The sequence below is a fragment of the Rubrimonas cliftonensis genome (assembly GCF_900107585.1).
GTDB lineage: Bacteria > Pseudomonadota > Alphaproteobacteria > Rhodobacterales > Rhodobacteraceae > Rubrimonas > Rubrimonas cliftonensis.
The window spans coordinates 1-19,115 of record NZ_FNQM01000019.1; the positions used below are offsets into that span (position 1 = coordinate 1).

Genomic DNA, 19,115 nt, shown 5'->3' on the forward strand with positions numbered 1-19,115 from the left:
GTACGTCGGGGGTGTCGGCTTGCTCATGCAGCACGGCTATCACGCTGGATTCGCGACGTGAATCCCTCGTCACGCCACCTTTCTGCAACAGAGCCGCTGGACGGCGCCGACTGCGCCGCCGCCGCGCCGCACCTGCCTGAACCGACGCCGCTGAATGACCGCCTCACGCTCCTGCCGAACGGCGCGGTGCTGCTTGAAGGCCGCAAGGACGAGCAAGTCTCGATCGCGGGCAAGCGCACCAGCCTCGGCGCCGTCAACGCGATTCTCGCCACCACGCCTTTTGCGTGCGACGCCGTCGCAATACGCGGTCCGTCCGATCTTGAACCCCTGCTCATCCTGGTCGCCACTGATGGCGAAACCAGCCTTTGCGCTACCGATATCGAGCACGCAGTGCGCAGGCACTTGCTGGCGCATCTCGACGCCGTACTTGTCCCGCGACGCGTTTTCATCGTGCCCCGGATTGACCGCACGGAAACTGGGAAGGTCACCGCGGCGACGCTTGCCGCCCTTAGGGATCAAGTTTTCGCAGAGCTTCTGAAGTCGTGCGACCAGTAGCGTTTCGCTTGGCGGAGCGCCGCCTATTGGCGATGTTCCGTGTGAACGGACACCGGAGTGTCCGGCCCTTGCCAAGAGCCTTGCACCGCTTGTGAAATCACGGGCGGCGCTTGTCTTTACCCCTCCGAACAGGTCGTGCTCGTAGATCGGTCTGGCGACCCTTTTCCGCGCCGGAACGCGCAAGCGCCGCCATGATTGCCTGGCGGCGCCTGTCTCGCTTTCGCCTGTTGCGACTTAGCCGAACAGCAGCACGTCTCCGGTGAAGTCGGCGACGTCGAGCGCGCCGAAGCGGGCGGAGTTGATGAGGATCGAGCTGTCGCCGGCCTCGATCAGCACGTTGTCGCCGGCCTGGGTGATGCTCAGGTTGGCCAGCGTCAGCCCCGAGCCGCGGAAGTCCAGCGTATCGGACTGCGGCAGGAAGTCGAGCACGATGCGGTCGTCGCCCCATTCGGGCGTGTCGAACACGAAGACGTCGCGGCCCGGGCCGCCCTGCAGGCGGTCGTCCCCGGCGCCGCCGATGATGGTGTCGTCGTCGAGGTTGCCGAGCAGCGTGTCGTTCCCGTCGCCGCCGCGCAGGATTTCGTCGCCGCGGAAGCCTACCACGATGTCGTCGCCGGCGCCGCCGTCGATGGTGTCGTCGCCGCGGCCGGGCTTGATGACGTCGTTCCCGGCGCCGCCGAAGATCAGGTCGTTGTCCGGGCCCGAGAGGATGACATCGCCCCCGGCGCCGCCGTCGATCGAGTCCGCCCCTGCTCCCGACTTGATCGTGTCTTCGCCATCGCCGCCGCGAACGGTGTCCGCGCCGACGCCCGAGAGCGCGATGTCGTCGCCGTCTCCGAGGGTGATGTCGTCGTCGCCGGCGAAGGTCTTGACGATGTCATCGCCGCCAAGCGCGTCCACCGTGTCGTCTCCGGCGGTGCCGTTGATCCGGTCGGCGCCTTCGGACGGCTCCTCTTCGGGGCCTGGCCCGGTTGGGACCATGATCGTGACGATGGCCTCGTCGCTCGCCCCCTGCGCATCGATCACGCGGTAGCGAAAACTGTCGTTGCCGGCAAAGCCGCTGTTGGGCGTGTAGGTGAACCCGTTCGAGGCGAAAGCCAGCTGGCCGTTCGCGACGCCGGAGACGAGCTGGGCCGTGAGCGGTCCGCCCTCGGCGTCGCTGTCGTTGGCGAGCACGCCGCCTGCCGCGGCGATGACAAGGGTAGTATTGATTTTTGTTTCATAGCTGTCGTTGTTGGCGATCGGCGGGGTGTTCGGCGGCGGCGGCGGCGGCGGCGGCGGCGGCGGCGGGGTGGGGGTGTCCGCGATGTTGATGACGGCCCGCCCGGTGTCGGTGGCGCCGCGCGAGTCCCTGACGGTGTAGGTGAAGCTGTCCTGACCGGAGGTTCCCGGGTCCGGCGTGTAGGTGAAGCCGCCGAGCGAATTCGCGTTCACCCTGCCCTTGCCGGGGCTGGAGGTGTTGATCACGCGCAGCTGGTCGCCGTCCGGGTCGGTGTCGTTGGCGAGGAGCCCGGCGGCGGTGGAGATGATGAGCGGCTGGTTCTCGGTCCCTGAATAGGCGTCGTCCACGGCGACAGGGGCGTCGTTGACGGCCGCGACCGTCAGCGTGACCACGCCGGTATCGCTGCGCCCGGAGCTGTCGGTGACGCGGTAGGTGAAACTGTCGGTCCCGCTGAAGTTGGCGCGCGGGGTGTAGGTGAAGCCGCCATTCGAGGCGACGGACGCCACGCCGTTCGTCGCCTGGGCAGCCAGCGAGGCCGAAAGCGTATCGCCGTCGGCGTCGGTGTCGTCGGTCAGCAGGCCGTTCGCCGCGCTCACGCTCAGCGGCTGGTCCTCGGTGGCGTTGTAGGCGTCGTCCACCGCCACCGGGGCGTCGGGGGCGGGCGCCACGGTGAGCGAGACCGTCGCCGTGTCGGAGCCGCCGCGACCGTCGGACGCCGTATAGGTGAAACTGTCGGCACCGTTGAAGTTGGCGTTTGGCTGGTAGGTGAACGCCCCGTTGGCGTCAAGCCCCAGCGCGCCATGCGCCGGCGCCGTCACGACGGACGCCGATAGCCTGTCGGCGTCGGGGTCGCGGTCGTTGACCAGCACGCCGCCGGCGGCGGCGATGGTCAGCAGCGCGTCCTCGGTGGCGTTGTAGGCGTCGTCGGCCGCCACGGGCGGGCGGTTGGGCGGATCCTGCACCGTGACGACGGCGGCCGTGATCGAGGTGGCCGTCGATATCGTGAGCGGCAGCGTGTCGTCGATCTCGACCGTGAAGAATTCGTCGCCCTCCGAGCGCGCCGGAGAATCGCCCAGCACGCTGACGGTGACAGCGGCTTCGGTCTGGCCGGCGGCGAAGGTGATGGCGCCGGAGGCCGCGACATAGTCGTTGTCCGCGACCGTGGCGGTGCCGTCGCGGGTGGTCCAGTTCAGCGTCACGTCGCTGGCGAGCGCGCGCGAGAGCTGGAAGACGACGGTGGTCTCGACGGCGCCGCCGGCGCGGTCCTCCACGGCGACGACGGACCGGGCGTTGAGCACAGTGTTGGGGCCGAGGCCGTCGTCGTCGAGGATGTAGGCTATGGCGCGCTCCCGCGGCGCGCCACCTGCGAACACGGCGTTCTCTGCGTCGAAGAACTCCACGATCACCGATTCGTCGGTTTCATCGATGCTGTCGCTGAAATCGGCGAAGGTTATCGACTTGCGCATTTCTCCGGGCGCGAAGGTGACCGTGCCGGAGCCGTCCCGGTAGTCGGAGCCGGCGGACGCGGTCCCCCCCACGACGTCATAGTTCACGGTGACGCTCGTCACGCTGGGCTCGGACAGCTGGATCGTGAAGGTGGGGGCAGGTTGCCCGGTGCTCCCCGAGCTGTTCTCCAGCGCCGAAGTCGTCAGCAGCGTGATGGTGGGCAGGGGCTCCGCAGGGTCGTCGTCGATCAGGGTGGCGACGCCGACGCTGGAGGCGATGCCGACGGGCGTGCCGACCACCAGGTTGAAGCGCTCGCTGATCTCGCTCACCGTGTCGCCGATCACCGCGACCGGCACCGCCGCCTTCGTCTGCCCCGGCGCGAAGGTGATCGTGCCTGCGACCGGCGTGAAGTCCTCTCCTGCCTTGGCCGAGATCTCGGCGGTCGCGTAGCTCACGGTGATCGCGGTGTCGCTCGGGCGGGAAAGCGTCAGTTCGAAGACCACCTCGCCCGGCCCGTCGCCTTCGAGCAGGACCGGGCTCGACACCGCGAGGCTGCGATTGGGGCCAATGCCGTCGGCGTCGAGGATGAACGCCGTCTGGCTGAGCGTGAGCGCGTCGCCGGCGAAGACGGCGTTCACCGGGTCATGCAGCGTGACCTCGAACCACTCGTCGACCTCGTCCGCGCTGTCGCTGAAATCGGCGATCGAGAAGAAGCCCTGGGTGGCGCCGGGCGCGATCTCGATGGTCTGGAAATCGACCGTGCTCGTGCGCGCGTCCACGCCGCGCGTCCCCGTTCCGGCGGTGACCTGCGCGGTGACCGATACCGGCAGCACCGAAGGCTCCGACAGGCGCACGACATAGGAAAGCTGGGCCTCGCCGTCGCTGCCGGACGAATTCTCCGGCGCGGAGAGGGCGTTGAGCGAGATCGTCGGCGCGCCGGCGTCATCGTCGATGATCGTCGCGTCAGCCGCATAGACGCCGCCGATGCCCGTGACCGGCGTGACCACGAGACTGAAGAACTCGCTCGCCTCGGGGACCGTGTCCCCTGTCAGGTCGACGCGCACCGTTGTCGTGGTCTGGCCGGGGGCGAAGATGGCCTGACCGGACAGCGCCACATAATCCTCTCCGGCGGTGGCCGAGCCGTCGCGGGTGGCGAAATCGAAGCTCGTGGTGGAGGTCTGTGGCCGCGAGAGCTTCAATTCGAATACCGCGACCTTTGCGCCGTCGCCTTCCACGATGATCGGTTCGGAAATGGACAGCGCGAGGTTCGGGCCCGCACCGTCATTGTCGAGAATGAAGACGCCCGACCGAAGCGCATTCTCGCCGTTTTCAAATGACGCATTGATGGGATCATAGAACTCGACAAAGATGGATTCGTCGATTTCGTCGACGGAATCAGAAAAATCAGTGAATCCAACCGTAGCCTGGGTCTGGCCGGGCGCAAATTCGATGACGCCACTGTTCCTGATGTCATAGTCTTCATCACGCGACGCCGTGCCGCCCATTGCGTAGTATCGCAGCGAAACCACCAGGGGTGACGCCTCCGAGAGCCGGACGACGAAGTCTGCGCGAGCCGAGCCGGTCGAGCCGGATGAGTTTTCGTCTACGTTGACCGACTCGATCGTGATTATTGACGCCATGACAGCACTCCAGGATAAATATTTGTTCTTCTGGTGATCCGGACTCTCTTCGGTCCTTCACGGAGATTAGGGAGCAGTGGACAGCCGGAGGGGAGAATGACCATGATTGCTGGCTGGAAATCCAGTTGAGACAAGGCACGCGACACTGCAGCATCCACCACCGGAAATACTCTGTTAACTATTTGGTAATTGAGTGAGCCTTGATTCGCAATCAAAATTTCAGGGAAGAAAGATTTTTATGGACTCATGCGCTCACTGCGCAAAGCTGGCGATTATTTCTTGACGTTACATGGTCGTTCCTCGATTCGGGCCTCAAGTAAGATCAAAACCGTCCATGTCGCAGTGACGTGCGTCACTGCAATTCACACCGGATTCCGGTTCGTATCTTCAGCCATGCCGCCACGCTTGCCCAAAGGCGGCCGGTCAGGGAGAGTCGCTTCGAAGACTGGCCGCGCCAGCCACGGGCCTTAGCAGATCGCCCCCCCGAGCAAAAACACTGCGAGTGGCGAACGCAAGCAAGCGGCGCCTCGCCCGTCTGGCTGGGCGTTGGTGCGCGGTGACCGCGCCTTGGGTCAAGCCCCCGCTTCAAGGTCGATGCATTCCGCTCTTCGGGACTTGGATAAGAGCCCATGCCGATCAAAAGATCGGCGGAGATTTGCCATTGGGGAAATTCCATACCTGACTCGCGTGATCCGAGCTTCGCGCGCCGACGTAATTCCGTCGGAACTCGGTCGGGAAGACTTCTGTCATCAGGTTTTGCATCCGCCCCTGGTGGTCGACCTCATCTCGCTCCCTTGGCGGGAGGCCGTGCGCCACGCGTTCGCAAGGGGGGAGCCTGAACAAGGTCCCCAACCATTCTCTCGAGCGGGCACCGCGGCCCGCGGTCGCCGCATGGCGCCTCAACACCTGTCCTGACCCCGATTGAACTGCGCTGACGCGCTCCCCCACCAGTCCGCGCCGCGCGGCCTCGGCGTAGGCGCGCGCGACGGTCTTGACGTCGACGCCGAGCGCCCGCCGGATGGGCAGATGGCGGCCGGGGCTCAGCCGCCCGTCGGCGATGTCTGCGGCCGGCGCGTCCGCGAGCCGGGCGTAGAGCGGCCCGCTCCTCGCCGGCAGGTCTGGCCGCCATCCGTCGCGCCGCATCGGCCTCCTCTCGGCATGGCCGACGCTCGCGGGGCGGCCAGAATTGATTGGAGTGAATGAATTCTCGTCAATTCTGCATTTCAGCTCGAACAGGGGGCATTTGAAAGTCTGTCTCGCGCAGTATCTTCCCGCTCGGGCCGGGAGATGAGGAGGGACCGGCTCAATGACTGGTCGATTGAGCGGCTTCACGGTCCGGGCGAACCGCATTGCCGGGGGGGCGGCGGACTGGCGCGGCGCCTGAGGGAGACGCGCGCGGTTGCAATGCGCGCGCCGACGGCCTTCTATCGGGGCGCGTCAAGCGAGGAGGGGAGCCGCGCATGTCGTTCTTTGAGGTTCACGATCCGGCCTTCGCGTCGTTCGTGCTGTTCAACGCGCCGCTGAAGAAGCTGGCGGGCGGCTTCGACTGGACCGAGGGGCCGGTCTGGTTCGGGGACGCCGGCTGCCTGCTGTTCTCCGACATCCCCGGCAACCGCATCATGCGCTGGGACGAGGCGACCGGCGCGAGCGTCTGGCGCCAGCCGTCCAACTTCGCGAACGGCGCCACGCGCGACCGCGAGGGGCGGCTCGTGACCTGCGAGCACGGCGCGCGCCGGGTGACGCGCACGGAGCTGGACGGCGCGATCACCGTCATCGCCGACAGCCATCTCGGCAAGCCGCTCAATTCGCCCAACGACGTGATCGTGGCGCCGGACGGCGCGATCTGGTTCACCGACCCGCATTACGGGATCATGACCGACTATGAGGGCTTCCGCGCCGAGCAGGAGCTGCCCTGCAACGTCTATCGCGTCGATCCCGCTACCGGCGCGCTGGCGGCGGTCGTCACGGATTTCGCCTGCCCGAACGGGCTCGTCCTCAGCCCGGATGCGAAGCGGCTCTACATCTCCGACACCGGGCGGATGCATGGCGACGACCCGACGCATATCCGCATGTTCGAGGTCGGCGACGATCTCGCCACCCTGCGCGGCGGCGAGGTCTTTCACGTCATCGACCCCGGCGCCGCCGACGGGATGCGCTGCGACGAGGACGGCAACCTGTGGAGCTCGGCGGCCGACGGCGTCCACTGCATCGCGCCGGACGGGCGGCTGCTCGGGCGCATCCTCGCGCCCGAAATCGTGTCGAACCTGTGCTTCGGCGGGCGCAACCGCTCGCGCCTGTTCATCACCGGCACGACCTCGCTCTACGCCGTCAATCTCAGGCGGCGCGGCGCGCAACGGCCGTGACGCCTGCGCGTCAGGCGTCCGGGGTCAGCTTTCCTGGGTTCAGCAGCCCTAGCGGGTCGAGCGCGCGCTTGATCTCGCCCATCACCGCCCAGCCCTCGCCATGCTCGGCCGACATGTAGCGCCGCTTGCCGAGGCCGACGCCGTGCTCGCCGGTGCAGGTGCCGCCGAGGCGGATCGCGCGTTCGGCGATGCGGTGGGCGAGGCGCTCGGCCTCGGCCTTCTCGGCGGCGTCGGCGGGGTCGATCAGGATGGCGAGGTGGAAGTTGCCGTCGCCGACATGGCCGACCAGCGGCGCGATCAGCGGGCTCTGCGCGAGGTCGGCCTTGGTCTCCAGAATCGCCTCGGCGAGCTTCGAGATCGGCACGCAGGCGTCCGTCACATAGCCCTGCGCCCCCGGCCGCAGCCCCTTGGCGGCGTAATAGGCGTTGTGGCGCGCGGCCCAGAGGCGGTTGCGGTCCTCCGCCTGCGCGGCCTGCTCGAAGCCGAGCGCGCCGTGGTCTTCGGCGATTTCGCGAAAGCGCGCGACCTGCTCCGCCACGCCGGCCTCCGCCCCGTGAAACTCCACAAACAGCGTCGGCGTCTCGGCCATCGCATAGCCGGCATGGGCGTTGAAGCCGCGGATCTGGACCTCGTCGAGCAGTTCGATCCGCGCCACCGGCACGCCCATCTGGATGGTGAGGATGGTGGCGTTCACCGCCGCGGCGATGTCGGGGAACGGGCAGACCGCGGCCACCACGCACTCGGGCTGGCCCCAGAGCCGCACGGTCAGCTCGGTGATGACGCCGAGCGTGCCCTCGGCGCCGATGAAGAGCTTGGTGAGGTCGTAGCCGGCGGAGGATTTCCGCGCCCGCGTGCCGGTGCGGATCAGCCGCCCATCCGCCAGCGCCACCTGCAGCGCCAGCACGTTCTCGCGCATAGTGCCGTAGCGCACCGCGTTGGTGCCGGAGGCGCGGGTGGAGGCCATGCCGCCGAGCGAGGCGTCCGCGCCCGGATCGACCGAGAAGAACAGCCCCGCGTCCCGCAGATGCGCGTTGAGCGCCATGCGCGTCAGCCCCGGCTGCACCACGGCGTCGAGGTCCTCGGCGTTGACGGCGAGGATGCGGTTCATGCGGCTCATGTCGAGCGAGACGCCGCCGCGCACCGGCACCACCTGGCCCTCGAGCGAGGTTCCGGCGCCGAAAGGCGTCACCGGCGTGCGGGAGGCCGCGCAGAGCCGCAGGATCTCCGCCGTCTCCTGGGCGCTGTCGGGAAAGCAGACGGCGTCCGGCATGTGCGGGGCATGGTGAGCCTCGTCGCGGCCATGCTGGGCGCGGACGGCTTCGCCTTCGACGAACCGCGCGCCCAGCAGGGCGCGGAGGGGGTCGGCCGCATCGAGCGCCATCGATCTTCTCCCGCTGAAACCGCGATCAGGCTAGCGCCGGCAGCGCACGCCGTCGAGCGGCGCCGGCCCGGTCGCGCAGCGGTTACTCGACGCTCACCGCCGGCGAGATAGAGTGGGGCGCGTCAATCGGGAGAAACGCGATGAAGGTGACGGTTGCGGCGGCGGTTCTCGGCGCCTGCGCGGCGTTCGCGGCGCAGGCGGGCGAACCGCAGGGCGGGTCACGGGGCGGAACGTCGGGCGCAGCGGTGGCGGTCTCGCCGGTCGTGATAGAGCTGTTCACGAGCCAGGGCTGCAGCTCCTGCCCTCCGGCTGACGCGCTGGCCGCGCAGCTGGCGCATCGGGGCGACGTCCTCGTGCTGTCCTACCACGTCGACTACTGGAACTATCTCGGCTGGCGCGACACCTTCTCCAACGAAGGCGCCACGCAGCGCCAGAAGGCCTACGCCAAGGCGATGGGGCAGCGCATGGTCTACACGCCGCAGATCGTCGTTAACGGCGTCAAGGCGGTGGTGGGCTCGGACGCCGGCGCGGTCGAGGCGGCGATCACGGCCGCCGCCGGCGCCGACCCGTCGATCGCGGCGCTGACGCTGCGCGCGGAGGCGGGCGAGGCGCTCGCCACCGCCAGCATGGCCGACAGCGCGCCGGGCGTCGTGGTGCTGGTGGTCTACGGCGCCTCCGCCGAGGTGAGCGTCGAGCGGGGCGAGAACGCCGGGCGCGACCTCGCGACGACCAACCCGGTGATCGAGTGGACCACGCTTGGGCCGGTCGACGCGGAGCAGCGGAGCTGGCGCGCGCATCTGCCCGACGGCGCGCAGGGCGTGGCGGCGCTGCTGCACGGGCGCAACGGCGCCATCGTGGCCTCGGCCGCCGTGGCGACGCCGGGCCGCTGACGGGCCGCGCCGTCCGGGCTGCTGACGGCCTGCGCCGTCCCGGCGTCGGAGTCTAGGCGGCCGGCGACGCGCCCTTGCGCTCAGGCCATCGCCGCCACGGCCTCATGGCGCGGGCACCCGACGAGATGATCGTTGACCAGCCCGCAGGCCTGCATCCACGCATAGACGATCGTCGGCCCGCAGAACCTGAACCCGAGCGCCTTGAGATCGCGCGACAGCGCCTCGCTCAGCGGGGTCGTGGCCGGAACCTCGGCCATGGTCGCGAAGCGGTTGCGGATCGGGGCGCCCCCGACATGGCCCCAGACGCGGGCGGCGAAGGCCTCCGGTCCGCCCATCTCCGCCAGGGCCCGCGCGCCGGCCACGGTCGCCTCGATCTTGCCGCGGTGCCGCACCACGCCGGGGTCGGCGAGGATGCGCGCGACGTCCGCCGCGCCGAAGCGCGCGACCGTCTCGGGGTCGAAGCCGGCGAAGGCGGCGCGGAACGCCTCGCGCTTGCGCAGGATCGTGATCCACGAGAGCCCGGCCTGGAACCCGTCCAGCGCGAGCTTCTCCCACAGCGCGCGGCCGCAGCGCTCGGGCGCGCCCCATTCGCCGTCATGGTAGGCGACATAGAGCGGATCGACGCCGCACCAGGGGCAGCGCCCGGCGGCGTCGGCCGCGGTCGGGATCATCGCACGCGCAGCCCGTTGGCGAACACCATGCCGCCGCGCAGCTCGATCTCGCTGAAGAAGGCGCCGGCCGGCGCGTCTGGGGCGTTCAGGCGCTCGGCCAGCGCGCGCACCAGCGCCGCCTGCGCCGGCGGGGCGACGCCGCCCGCCTCCAGCGCGTCGAGCGCCTGCGCCCAGCCCGTCGCCGCGACCGAGATCTGGCCGTTGGGGCTGGAGGCGCCGGCGGGCATCGCGATCTCGCCCGTCATGCTGAGCTGCGCGCCGAGGCCGCTCGCCCTGAACGTCTCGATGCGCAGCGCGCCGACGTCGACCGGCCGAAGGCCCCCCGTCGCCGCCGCTCCGCTGACATGCCCGCTGAGCGCGACCTGCGCCGAGCCCGGCGCGCGCTCCATCGCGCCGCCGGGGTCCATCGCCCGCCAGAGCGCCTCGTTGGGCGCGACGCCCTCCAGCGCCAGCTCCAGGGTGAAGGGCTGTCGCGCGTCGGTGGCGGCGGCGGGCACGTCCAGCGAGAGCGTCATGAGCTCCGTTTCCGTGCCGGCGGCGTCCGCCGCCTCGCTCTCGCCGGCCCGCAGCTCCGCCGCGCGCGCCGCGTAGCGCGTGCGTCCGTCGCCTGAGGCGATGGTCAGGCTGACCGGCCCGGAGGCGCCGACGGTCGCACCGGGGCCGGCGCTCTCGGAGCCGGCGGCGGCCACGACGATCTCGCGCCGCGCACCCTCCGACAGCAGCGCGCCCTCGCCGCCCTCGGTCGAGGCGCGCACGGTCAGCCCGGTCAGGCGCGACACGCCGCCGCCTTCGGCGGGGCCGCCCTCGATCGTCGTCTCCACCAGCGCAGCCGAGCCCTCGGCTGAGCCGCCGTCCGCCGCCGCGCGCGCCGACACCCCCCGAAGCGCGATGGTGGAGGGCGCCGCCCCGCCCTCGCCGGGCTGGACCAGCCGCAGCATCTCGGCGGAGAGGGTTGCGGGGCCCTCGCCCAGCGGGGTCTCGATCTTCAGGCCTTCGTTCTCGACGCGCAGCTGCGAAAGGCCTTGCGGCCCGGACACCTCGAGCCGGCCCGCCGGCGCCGCCGTCGTCACCACCGCGTCGCCGCCGAAAAGCGGCGCTCGGCTCAGCGTCCACGGCGCGCTGAACGCCCAGGCGCCGTCGCTCGCCGCAAGCGCCACCCCCTCCAGCGTCACCGCATAGGCGAGGGGGAACCCCTCCACGCGCCGGTTCTCCCAGCGCAGCAGCACGCCGCGCTCCGCCAGTTCCGCCACCTGGGCGTCGACGGCGGCCTCGACCTCGCCGGCCCCGACCCGCCAGAGACCCCATGCGCCGACCGCGAGCGCCGCGGCCGCCGCCGCTCCGATGATGAGTATCCGCACGCGCGCTCTCCCGCTGCTTCGGCGCCGAGGCGCCGTCTCCATGCCCCGCGCCGCGGCGGGGCCGCCGTCAGTCCGCGGCCGCGAGCGCCAGAAGATCCTCTGCGCCCAGCGGCTGCGCCGGGCGCGACATGCGCCAGCGCGACACCCACACCAGCCGCTCCTGAGCCCGCGTCACCGCGACATAGGCCAGACGGCGCCACAGCGCGACCCCCGCCTCGCTCCTTCCCGACCGCGCCGCGGCGAAGAGGTCCGGCGCGAACACCTGCACTTCCGGCCACTGCGAGCCCTGCGCCTTGTGGATGGTGCAGGCCGCGCCATGCACGAAGGCGGCGCCCATGCGCGCGGCGGAGGTGATCAGCGGCTCCTCGCGGTCGGGCCCCTCGATCTTGATGATGGCGGCGACGTTGATACGCGGCGCCTCCGCGCCCACCACATGCAGCCGGGCGAAGCCGCCGCGGCGGCCCTCGCCGAGAAAAATCACCTGCGCGCCCTTCACAAGCCCCCGCGCCTCGAGGTCGATGCGCTTGCGGCGGTGCTTCATCGGCAGCTCCAGCCCGTCGCAGATCAGCGGCTCGCCGGGCGAGAGCCGGTCCTCCGCCAACCCGTGCGCCGAGCGGAAGCCGCTGATGAGGCGCACGCGCGTGGCGTTGCGCCAGCACAGCATCGGCGCGCGGGCCATCAGGTCGGCGTCGGCGCGTTCGGCGATCACCACCCGGTCGTCGCGGGCGGCGGCGTCCTCCACCATGCGCTCGAACGCCTCGAAGCTTATGCTCTCGTCCTGCAGGGCGTGGGCGAGGTCGAGGATCGGGTTGTCCTCCGCCTGCCGATGGACGCGGCCGAGGGTGAGCTTCGCCGGCGCGGGCAGCGCGTCGAACGCCATCGCGCCGGACTGGCCCACGGGCGCGAGCTGGGCGGGGTCGCCGAACAGGATCAGCAGCGAGAAGATCGAGCGCAGGTCGTCGAACAGCCGGTCGTCGAGCATCGACGCCTCGTCGACGAGCCCGACGTCCAGCGCCTCCTCGCGCTTGGTCCAGCCGGCGATGAAGTCCGATCCGCTGACGCCCGCCGTCGCCAGCGCCGCGGGCACCGAGCCGTGCTGCGCGAAGGCGGTCTTGACCCGCTCCAGCTGTTCCGGCGTCAGGCGCTCGCTTTCGGGCTGCGGCGCGCCCGGCTCGGTGAGCCATTTCGCGACCTTCTCGAACTCCGGGTCGTAGACCGGCACATAGAGCACGCGGTGGATGGTGGTGGCGGGCACGCCGCGCCCGCGCAGCACGCTCGCGGCCTTGTTCGTCGGCGCCAGCACCGCGAAGGAGCGGCCGCGCCGCCGCTTCGGCTCGTATTCCGCCGAGATCGCCGAGAGCCCCGAGGCGGCGAGCCTGCCGGCCAGTTCCGCCAGCAGCGCTGTCTTGCCGGACCCCGCCTTGCCGAGCACCGCGACGACTTCCGCCGGCGCCTCGCCCGGCTCGCGGTCCGCCGCGGCGCCGGCGGCGATGTCGACGCCGCAGGCCGAGAGCCGCGCCGAGAGCGCCGTCATCGCCTGCGCCTGATCTGGCGAGAGCTCCACCGCTGTCATCCCCCTGCGCCCGTGGGGCGCCCTTTCGCCCAGCGCCGTCGGGCGCATCCGCGCGGAGCCGAGGCGGCGCGGGCCGTTGCGGTGGATCAATGCGGCGCAGGCGCGCCCTGCGCAAGTGTGCGAGGGTGATCGTCAGAGCGCAGCCGACATGCGCCATGAGGGGAGAGCGCCATGACCTACAAGACAATCCTCGTCCACATCGCCGACGACGACGCGGGCCGCGCCCGCGCGGCGGCGGCCGCCGACCTCGCCATCGCGCATGACGGCCGCGTGATCGGCCTCGCCGCCGCAGCCCAGCCCGCGCCCATCGTGGCCGAGGGCTCCGCCTTCGCCGCCGGCGTCTGGGCGGACCAGTCGCGCCGTCACGAGGCGCGCGCGCAGGCCGCCGCCGACGCGTTCTCCGAGGAGATGACGCGGCGCGGCGTGAGCTTCGAGGCCCGGGTGGTCGGAGGGTTCGAGGACACGGCCGGCGCCGCGCTGGCCGTCAGCGCCCGCTACGCCGACATCACGATCATCGGCGGGCGCGATGCGGTGGACAGCCGCGCGCTCGCCGACAGCCTGATCGACGGGGGACTGTTCGACACCGGCCGGCCGGTGCTGGCGCTGCCGGTCTCGGGGATGCCGGCGATGCCGAAGCGGCCGCTGGTGGCGTGGGACGGCGGGCCGCTCGCGGCGCGCGCGGCGCATGACGCGCTGCCGTTCCTGAAGCAGGCGGAGGAGGTGCGCATCTGCGTCGCACGCACCTATTTCGGCATGTCGCGCCATGGCGAGGAGCCGGGCGCCGACGTCGCGCGCTGGCTTTCCGCCCACGGCGCGCGCGTCACCGTGGAGGTGCTCGACCCCGGCTCGAAGCGCGTCGCCGAGGCGCTCGCGGCGACGGCCCGCAGCCACGGGGCGGACATGATCGTGATGGGGGCTTTCGGGCACTCGCGGCTGCGCGAGGCGATCTTCGGCGGCGTTACGTCGGAGATGCTGAACGCGCCGCCGCTGCCGCTCTTCATGGCGCACTGAGGCGCCGCGGCCCGGCCCTGGAGCGGCGAGGCTCCGGGGCCGCCCGGGGCGGTCGCGTCAGCAGGCGATGGCGAGTTCCGGCGCGGTGCGGGTGATGTGGGCGGTCTTGGTCTCAACGGCGGCGCGGTCGAAGCCGAAATGGGCCTCGTTGGGGAAGTAGCGCAGGTCGATGGTGGGGTCGACGCCGGCGCGCTCGGCGAGCTGGTCGGTGGCCTCGCGCGTCATCTCCCACAGCCCGGCGAGGATCTCGCCCTCGGCGCTGGGCCGCGAGCCGATCACCTCGGGCACGAAGCCGGCCTGCTTGAAGACGCGGAGCATCGGCTTGAAGAACACGGCGGTGCAGAACTCCACGCCCGAACGCAGCGCGAGGTCGCAGCCGGCGTAGAGCAGCGCGGCGGGCACGCGGCGGGTCATCGGGTCGCTCTTGTCGAGCCGCGGCGAGACGCAGAGCCGGGTGATCTCCCAGATGAGCGGGCTGGAGAGCGGCGCGCCGCCGGTGAGGTCGGAGAAATGCTCCGCGATCATGGTGCGGCCGGTGGTCGGCATCATGCGGCCCGAACCGCAGTGCTCGCCGTTCTCGTCCTCGACCATCACATAGATCGGATTCAAGGCGTCGTAGTCGTCGAACTCAAGACCAAGATCATCCAGCTTGACGGCGTCCCATCCAAGACGATACTTGAATTGAGCGGCGCGATCCTTGAACATGGAAGCAGCAAGCAGCGGACGACGATAGAGATCGGCGGCGTTGACAACCTTGATCATCTCATGCTCCGTGTCGGGGGATGAGATAATATTTGCGCTAACTTGGTAAAAATTTTCGTAATTTACTTAAATTTTACTATATGTTTATTACTCCGCGATGGATGCCGATTGCAACTGCATGGGATATGTTGATGGCGCCAAGCTTGTGGCGCGCGCTGTCGAGGTAGACGCGCAGCGTATTTTCGGAAATCTTCAGATCGTGCGCAATCTGCGCCCGGTTCTTTCCGACCGATATTCCGGTTAATACGTCAACTTCGCGTGAAGACAGCAGGGTGGGTGCGGCGCCCATAGAAACGCGCTCGATCTCCAGAACTTTCTGGTGAAAGAAATGCGCGATCACGAGAAGATCAGATTTGAACTCGTTGATGAAGCGCTCCCACGCCTCGTCGGAACATGTGTTGTTCACGACGAAGAGAGCAAACTGACCATCGGGACCACGGACCGGAACCGCGTAGCCCTGGTTGCCAAGACCGCACTCTACTGCCTCGCGGAGGAACTGGCGGCGCTTGCGGGTGTCCCATGACAGGGACTTCCAGTTGAACGGCGCGAAGGAGCGGGTGGTTTCCTCGAGCACGGGATCGATTCGCGCATAGTCCGCTTCGGCGTATCGCTGGCCCCAGGACTGGTCGTAGGTGACTGCGACGAGCGCCCCCGATTCGCGCCGCCAGAAGCCCGCGTTCTTCGCGAGCAGGCCTTCAGCCTTCGGCGACGTCGAGAGAGCGTAGGTCCGGCCCAGCGACAGCGCCATGTAGGCGACATGTGCGACCTGATAGAGATCCTTGACCTTCTCTATGAGAAGGCCGACCCCATCAATGGAGCTCTTTTCGGGTATCGCCTCGTAGAGCTGCTGCAACCTGTCCGTCATTCACCCGCCCGCCATCCTGGCCCGCGAGATGCTCGTGAACTTCCGACGCGGCGATCAGGATCGCATCGTCGAGATGCTCCGCAAGCCGCGGCATTGCACTGGCCGTAGCGATGTCTCGGACGCTGCGGAGCAGTTCGAACATCCAGGCCTCATGCATCGCACCCTCCGTTGTGATGGTAAATTCTTTGCTAATCTAGCAATTTCGGCGGGCGGCCGATATTCGCGAAATGCGTATAGGCGTTTCCGGCGAGGGGCGGTCGGGTAAGCCCTTGGCGCCACTAAGGTCGGAGCCGCCGCATCGCCCACGGCGGCGATTCGCGCGCCGGCCCCGCGGTCCTGACCTGCCGATGCGGCGGAAACCTGCACAGGTTCCCGCCGCGCCGCGCGCCTCGGCGCGGGTCTGCTTCTCGCGCCTCAGCGCGGGCCGGCGTCGCGCGCGTCGTCCAGCGTGCGCAGTCCGGCGACCGGCGCGCCCACCAGCACCGCCATGTTGCCGGGCTTGTGCTGGTTGCGCAGCATCAGCATGTGCGGCTCCGGCAGCTGCGCCCAGGGGAAGACGTCCGACAGGCAGGGGTCGAGCCGCCGCTCCACCATCAGCTGGTTGGCCGCCGACGCCTGCTTCAGGTGCGCGAAGTGGCTGCCCTGCAGGCGCTTCTGGTGCATCCACATGTAGCGCACGTCGAAGGTGCAGTTGAAGCCGGTGGTGCCGGCGCAGATCACCACCATGCCGCCCTTCTTGCACACCAGCGTCGAGACCGGGAAGGTCGACTCTCCGGGGTGCTCGAACACCATGTCAACGTTCACGCCCTTGCCGGTGACGTCCCAGATCGCCTTGCCGAACTTGCGCGCCTCGTCGAACCACGCCTTGTACTCGGGCGTGCCGACCTTCGGCAGCTGGCCCCAGCAGTTGAAGTCCTTGCGGTTGATGACGCCCTTGGCGCCCAGCCGCGTGACGAACTCGCGCTTGTCCTCGTCGCTGATCACGGCGATGGCGTTGGCGCCGGCGGTGTTGATGAGCTGGATGGCGTAGGAGCCGAGGCCCCCCGACGCGCCCCAGACCAGCACGTTCTGGCCGGGCTTGAGGTCGTGCGGGGCATGGCCGAACAGCATCCGGTAGGCGGTGGCGAGCGTCAGCGTGTAGCAGGCGGCCTCCTCCCAGGTGAGGTGCTTCGGTCGCGCCATGAGCTGCTGCTGCTGGACGCGGGTGAACTGCCCGAAGCTGCCGTCCGGCGTCTCGTAGCCCCAGATGCGCTGGGACGACGAGTACATCGGGTCGCCGCCGTTGCAGTGCTCGTCGTCGCCGTCGTCCTGATTGCAGTGGATCACGACCTCGTCGCCAACCTTCCAGCGCCGCACCTTCTCGCCCACGGCCCAGACGATGCCCGAGGCGTCCGAGCCCGCGATGTGGTAGGGCTGCTTGTGGCCGTCGAAGGGAGAGATGGGCTGGCCGAGCGCCGCCCAGACGCCGTTGTAGTTCACGCCGGCGGCCATCACGAACACCAGCACCTCGGTGCTGTCGAGCTTCGGCGTCTCGACGACCTCGATCTGCATGGCCGTGTCCGGCTCGCCATGGCGTTCGCGGCGGATGCACCAGGCGTGCATCTTCTCGGGGACATGGCCGAGCGGCGGGATCTCGCCCACGGCGTAGAGGTCCTTGGGGGGAGCGTCGGCGACGTCGAGAGCAGCCATGGGGCCTCCGGGTCAGAAAAGGTTGCGCAACATTCGGCATGATCGCCGGTCGGCGCCTTTAATGACATTGCTTTTGCGTCGCCGCAAGCCTGTGGTGCGTTGCGGTATGGCCGGGGCGGCCGTCGACTGCCGCAGCGCCGCGCCGACGCCGCGCGGGGTCCGGGTCTAGGCGGGTGCGGGCGGCCTGACCGCGGGGAGGCCGGGGCGGCCCGCGCCGCCGCCGCCGCCGCCGCCGACGCCGCGTCGGCGGCGGGATCGTCCGGCTGGCGCGGCTGGCGGCGTCACAGGGCCGCTGCGGCGGGCCCCGCGTCCTTCCAGGCCGGCGCCATGGCCGGCGCGCCGAAGCGGTAGCCCTGCAGGCAGTCCACGCCCAGCGCCAGCAGCGTCTCGGCGTCGGCGTCGGTCTCCACGAACTCGGCGACGGTCGCCATGTCGAAGTTCCGGGCGATGCCCACCAGCGTGTCCACGAACAGCATGTTGTCCGGGCTGCCGGCGATGCCCCGCACGAAGCCTCCGTCGATCTTCACCCAGTCGGGCCGGAAGTCGCGCATGTGGCGGAACGACGAGTAGCCGGCCCCGAAATCGTCCAGAGCGATGGCGCAGCCGTGCGAGCGGACGCCGTCGAGGAAGCGTATCGTGCGCTCGGGGTCGCTGACGGCGGCGCTCTCGGTGAGCTCCACGATCAGCCGTTCGGCGCTGGACGGGTCGCGCTCGGCGGCTTCGCGCAGGTCGCGCAGCCAGTGCCGGTCCGCGGTGGTGCGCGCGGACACGTTGACCGAGAGCCGTTCCGTCGGATGCGCGCGCAGCGTCTCCAGGGCGACCCGCAGGATCCGCCGATCCAGCGTCGAGACCAGGTCGAGCCGTTCGATCTTGTGGATGAACTGGCCGGCGGCGGACCATTGGCCGTCATGGCGCAGCCGCGCGAGGCATTCGCGGAACGCGAGGCCATGCGGCGGCTTCGCCGAGACCACCGGCTGGAACGCAACGCCGATGTCGTTGTTGGTCAGCGCCTGCATGACGCTCCGGGCGCCGCCCCGCATCTCGGCCGGGCTCGCCCTGTCGCGGCGCGCGGAAGACCCGACGATGCAGACGCCGCGGCCCTCGGAACGGCCGGTCTCGTCATCGCCGGCGCGGGCGTCGTCGAGCGCGGCGAAGGCGCTGTCGAACGCCTCGGCGCCCGCCATGTGCGTCGCGGTCGTCGACCGCACGCCGATGCTGACGGTGGCGGTGATCGGTCCGAAGCCGATGTCGAAGGCGCGGCTGGCGACGTCGTCGGCGATCATGCGCGCGCTCACCGCCGTATCGCTCTCAGCGAAGTCGATGAGGGCGGCGGCGAACGAGAAGCTGCCGACCCGCGCCAGACCCGCGCCGTCGGGCAGGCTTTCGCGCAGGCGCCGGCCGACCGCGCGCGCGAGCGCGTCGCCAGCGTCGAAACCGTAGCCGCGGCTGAATTCGCGCATTCCGTCGACGCCGAAGATCATCAGCGCGACTGGCGTCTCCGGCGGCAGGGTCGCGGCCAGCGCCTCCAGGCTGCGACGGAGCCCCGCGCGGCCGCATTCCGCCGGCTCGGGAGGAGCCGGGGCATGTGCGGCGTCGGGAACGGCGCTCACCGGCGGCGTCGTGTCCGCGTCGTCGCCAAACGAACGACGCCCGAACCCCAGCGCGGCCGCCATGTCCATCAGTCTCGAT

General features: G+C 69.9%; 14 protein-coding genes. 4 read left to right on the forward strand and 10 right to left on the reverse strand.

Annotated elements, in window-relative coordinates; all coding sequences use genetic code 11:
* A partial coding sequence (locus tag BLW43_RS18530) for an acyl-CoA synthetase family protein (RefSeq protein WP_217632234.1) occupies nt 1-555 on the forward strand: 555 nt, incomplete at its 5' end.
* A 234-nt stretch (nt 556-789) separates the two neighbouring features.
* On the opposite strand, the gene BLW43_RS18535 is transcribed toward BLW43_RS18530, so the two are convergent.
* Nucleotides 790-4,752 (reverse strand): Ig-like domain-containing protein, encoded by a 3,963-nt coding sequence (locus tag BLW43_RS18535; protein WP_175478996.1) that lies wholly within the window; start codon nt 4,750-4,752, stop codon nt 790-792.
* A 1,571-nt stretch (nt 4,753-6,323) separates the two neighbouring features.
* Between BLW43_RS18535 and BLW43_RS18545 the strand changes: the two genes are divergently transcribed.
* The gene (locus tag BLW43_RS18545) at nt 6,324-7,226 is read left to right on the forward strand and encodes an SMP-30/gluconolactonase/LRE family protein (protein WP_093255748.1); all 903 of its coding nucleotides are present in this window, start codon (nt 6,324-6,326) and stop codon (nt 7,224-7,226) included.
* Nucleotides 7,227-7,236: 10 nt separating this feature from the next.
* On the opposite strand, the gene BLW43_RS18550 is transcribed toward BLW43_RS18545, so the two are convergent.
* A complete protein-coding gene (locus BLW43_RS18550) occupies nt 7,237-8,607 on the reverse strand; it encodes an FAD-binding oxidoreductase (protein WP_093255750.1) in 1,371 nt (456 codons plus the stop codon).
* Between the two features lie 140 nt (nt 8,608-8,747).
* Here BLW43_RS18550 and BLW43_RS18555 point away from each other — a divergent pair, with 140 nt between their 5' ends.
* Nucleotides 8,748-9,497 (forward strand): DUF1223 domain-containing protein, encoded by a 750-nt coding sequence (locus tag BLW43_RS18555; protein ID WP_093255751.1) that lies wholly within the window; start codon nt 8,748-8,750, stop codon nt 9,495-9,497.
* A gap of 80 nt (nt 9,498-9,577) precedes the next feature.
* On the opposite strand, the gene BLW43_RS18560 is transcribed toward BLW43_RS18555, so the two are convergent.
* From BLW43_RS18560 to BLW43_RS18570, 3 genes are all read right to left on the reverse strand, one after another.
* Complete coding sequence (locus tag BLW43_RS18560; protein WP_093255753.1) at nt 9,578-10,168, reverse strand: DNA-3-methyladenine glycosylase I; 591 nt, start codon at nt 10,166-10,168, stop codon at nt 9,578-9,580.
* Nucleotides 10,165-11,526, reverse strand: coding sequence for a DUF2125 domain-containing protein (locus BLW43_RS18565; RefSeq protein ID WP_175478997.1), 1,362 nt, complete (start codon nt 11,524-11,526; stop codon nt 10,165-10,167). Before BLW43_RS18565 ends, BLW43_RS18560 begins: the two co-directional genes overlap by 4 nt.
* 67 nt (nt 11,527-11,593) lie before the next feature.
* The gene (locus BLW43_RS18570) at nt 11,594-13,099 is read right to left on the reverse strand and encodes an ATP-dependent DNA helicase (RefSeq protein WP_093255756.1); all 1,506 of its coding nucleotides are present in this window, start codon (nt 13,097-13,099) and stop codon (nt 11,594-11,596) included.
* 171 nt (nt 13,100-13,270) lie between these two features.
* On the opposite strand from BLW43_RS18570, the gene BLW43_RS18575 reads away from it, so the two are divergent.
* A complete protein-coding gene (locus BLW43_RS18575) occupies nt 13,271-14,110 on the forward strand; it encodes a universal stress protein (protein ID WP_093255757.1) in 840 nt (279 codons plus the stop codon).
* A 57-nt stretch (nt 14,111-14,167) separates the two neighbouring features.
* On the opposite strand, the gene BLW43_RS18580 is transcribed toward BLW43_RS18575, so the two are convergent.
* The 5 genes from BLW43_RS18580 to BLW43_RS18595 all read right to left on the reverse strand — a co-directional run bounded on the left by BLW43_RS18580 (nt 14,168) and on the right by BLW43_RS18595 (nt 19,099).
* Nucleotides 14,168-14,872: an acyl-homoserine-lactone synthase gene (locus tag BLW43_RS18580; protein WP_093255759.1), complete on the reverse strand. Its 705-nt coding sequence runs from the start codon at nt 14,870-14,872 to the stop codon at nt 14,168-14,170.
* A gap of 76 nt (nt 14,873-14,948) precedes the next feature.
* A complete protein-coding gene (locus tag BLW43_RS18585) occupies nt 14,949-15,725 on the reverse strand; it encodes a helix-turn-helix transcriptional regulator (RefSeq protein ID WP_245731126.1) in 777 nt (258 codons plus the stop codon).
* Nucleotides 15,682-15,879, reverse strand: a complete 198-nt coding sequence (locus BLW43_RS23725; protein ID WP_175478998.1) for a hypothetical protein — start codon at nt 15,877-15,879, stop codon at nt 15,682-15,684. Before BLW43_RS23725 ends, BLW43_RS18585 begins: the two co-directional genes overlap by 44 nt.
* Before the next feature lie 272 nt (nt 15,880-16,151).
* A complete protein-coding gene (gene ccrA, locus BLW43_RS18590; protein ID WP_093255762.1) occupies nt 16,152-17,426 on the reverse strand; it encodes a crotonyl-CoA carboxylase/reductase in 1,275 nt (424 codons plus the stop codon).
* 281 nt (nt 17,427-17,707) lie between these two features.
* Nucleotides 17,708-19,099 carry an EAL domain-containing protein gene (locus BLW43_RS18595; protein ID WP_175478999.1) on the reverse strand — a complete coding sequence of 464 codons (1,392 nt, stop codon included), beginning with the start codon at nt 19,097-19,099 and terminating at the stop codon, nt 17,708-17,710.
* Nucleotides 19,100-19,115 lie beyond the last annotated feature (16 nt).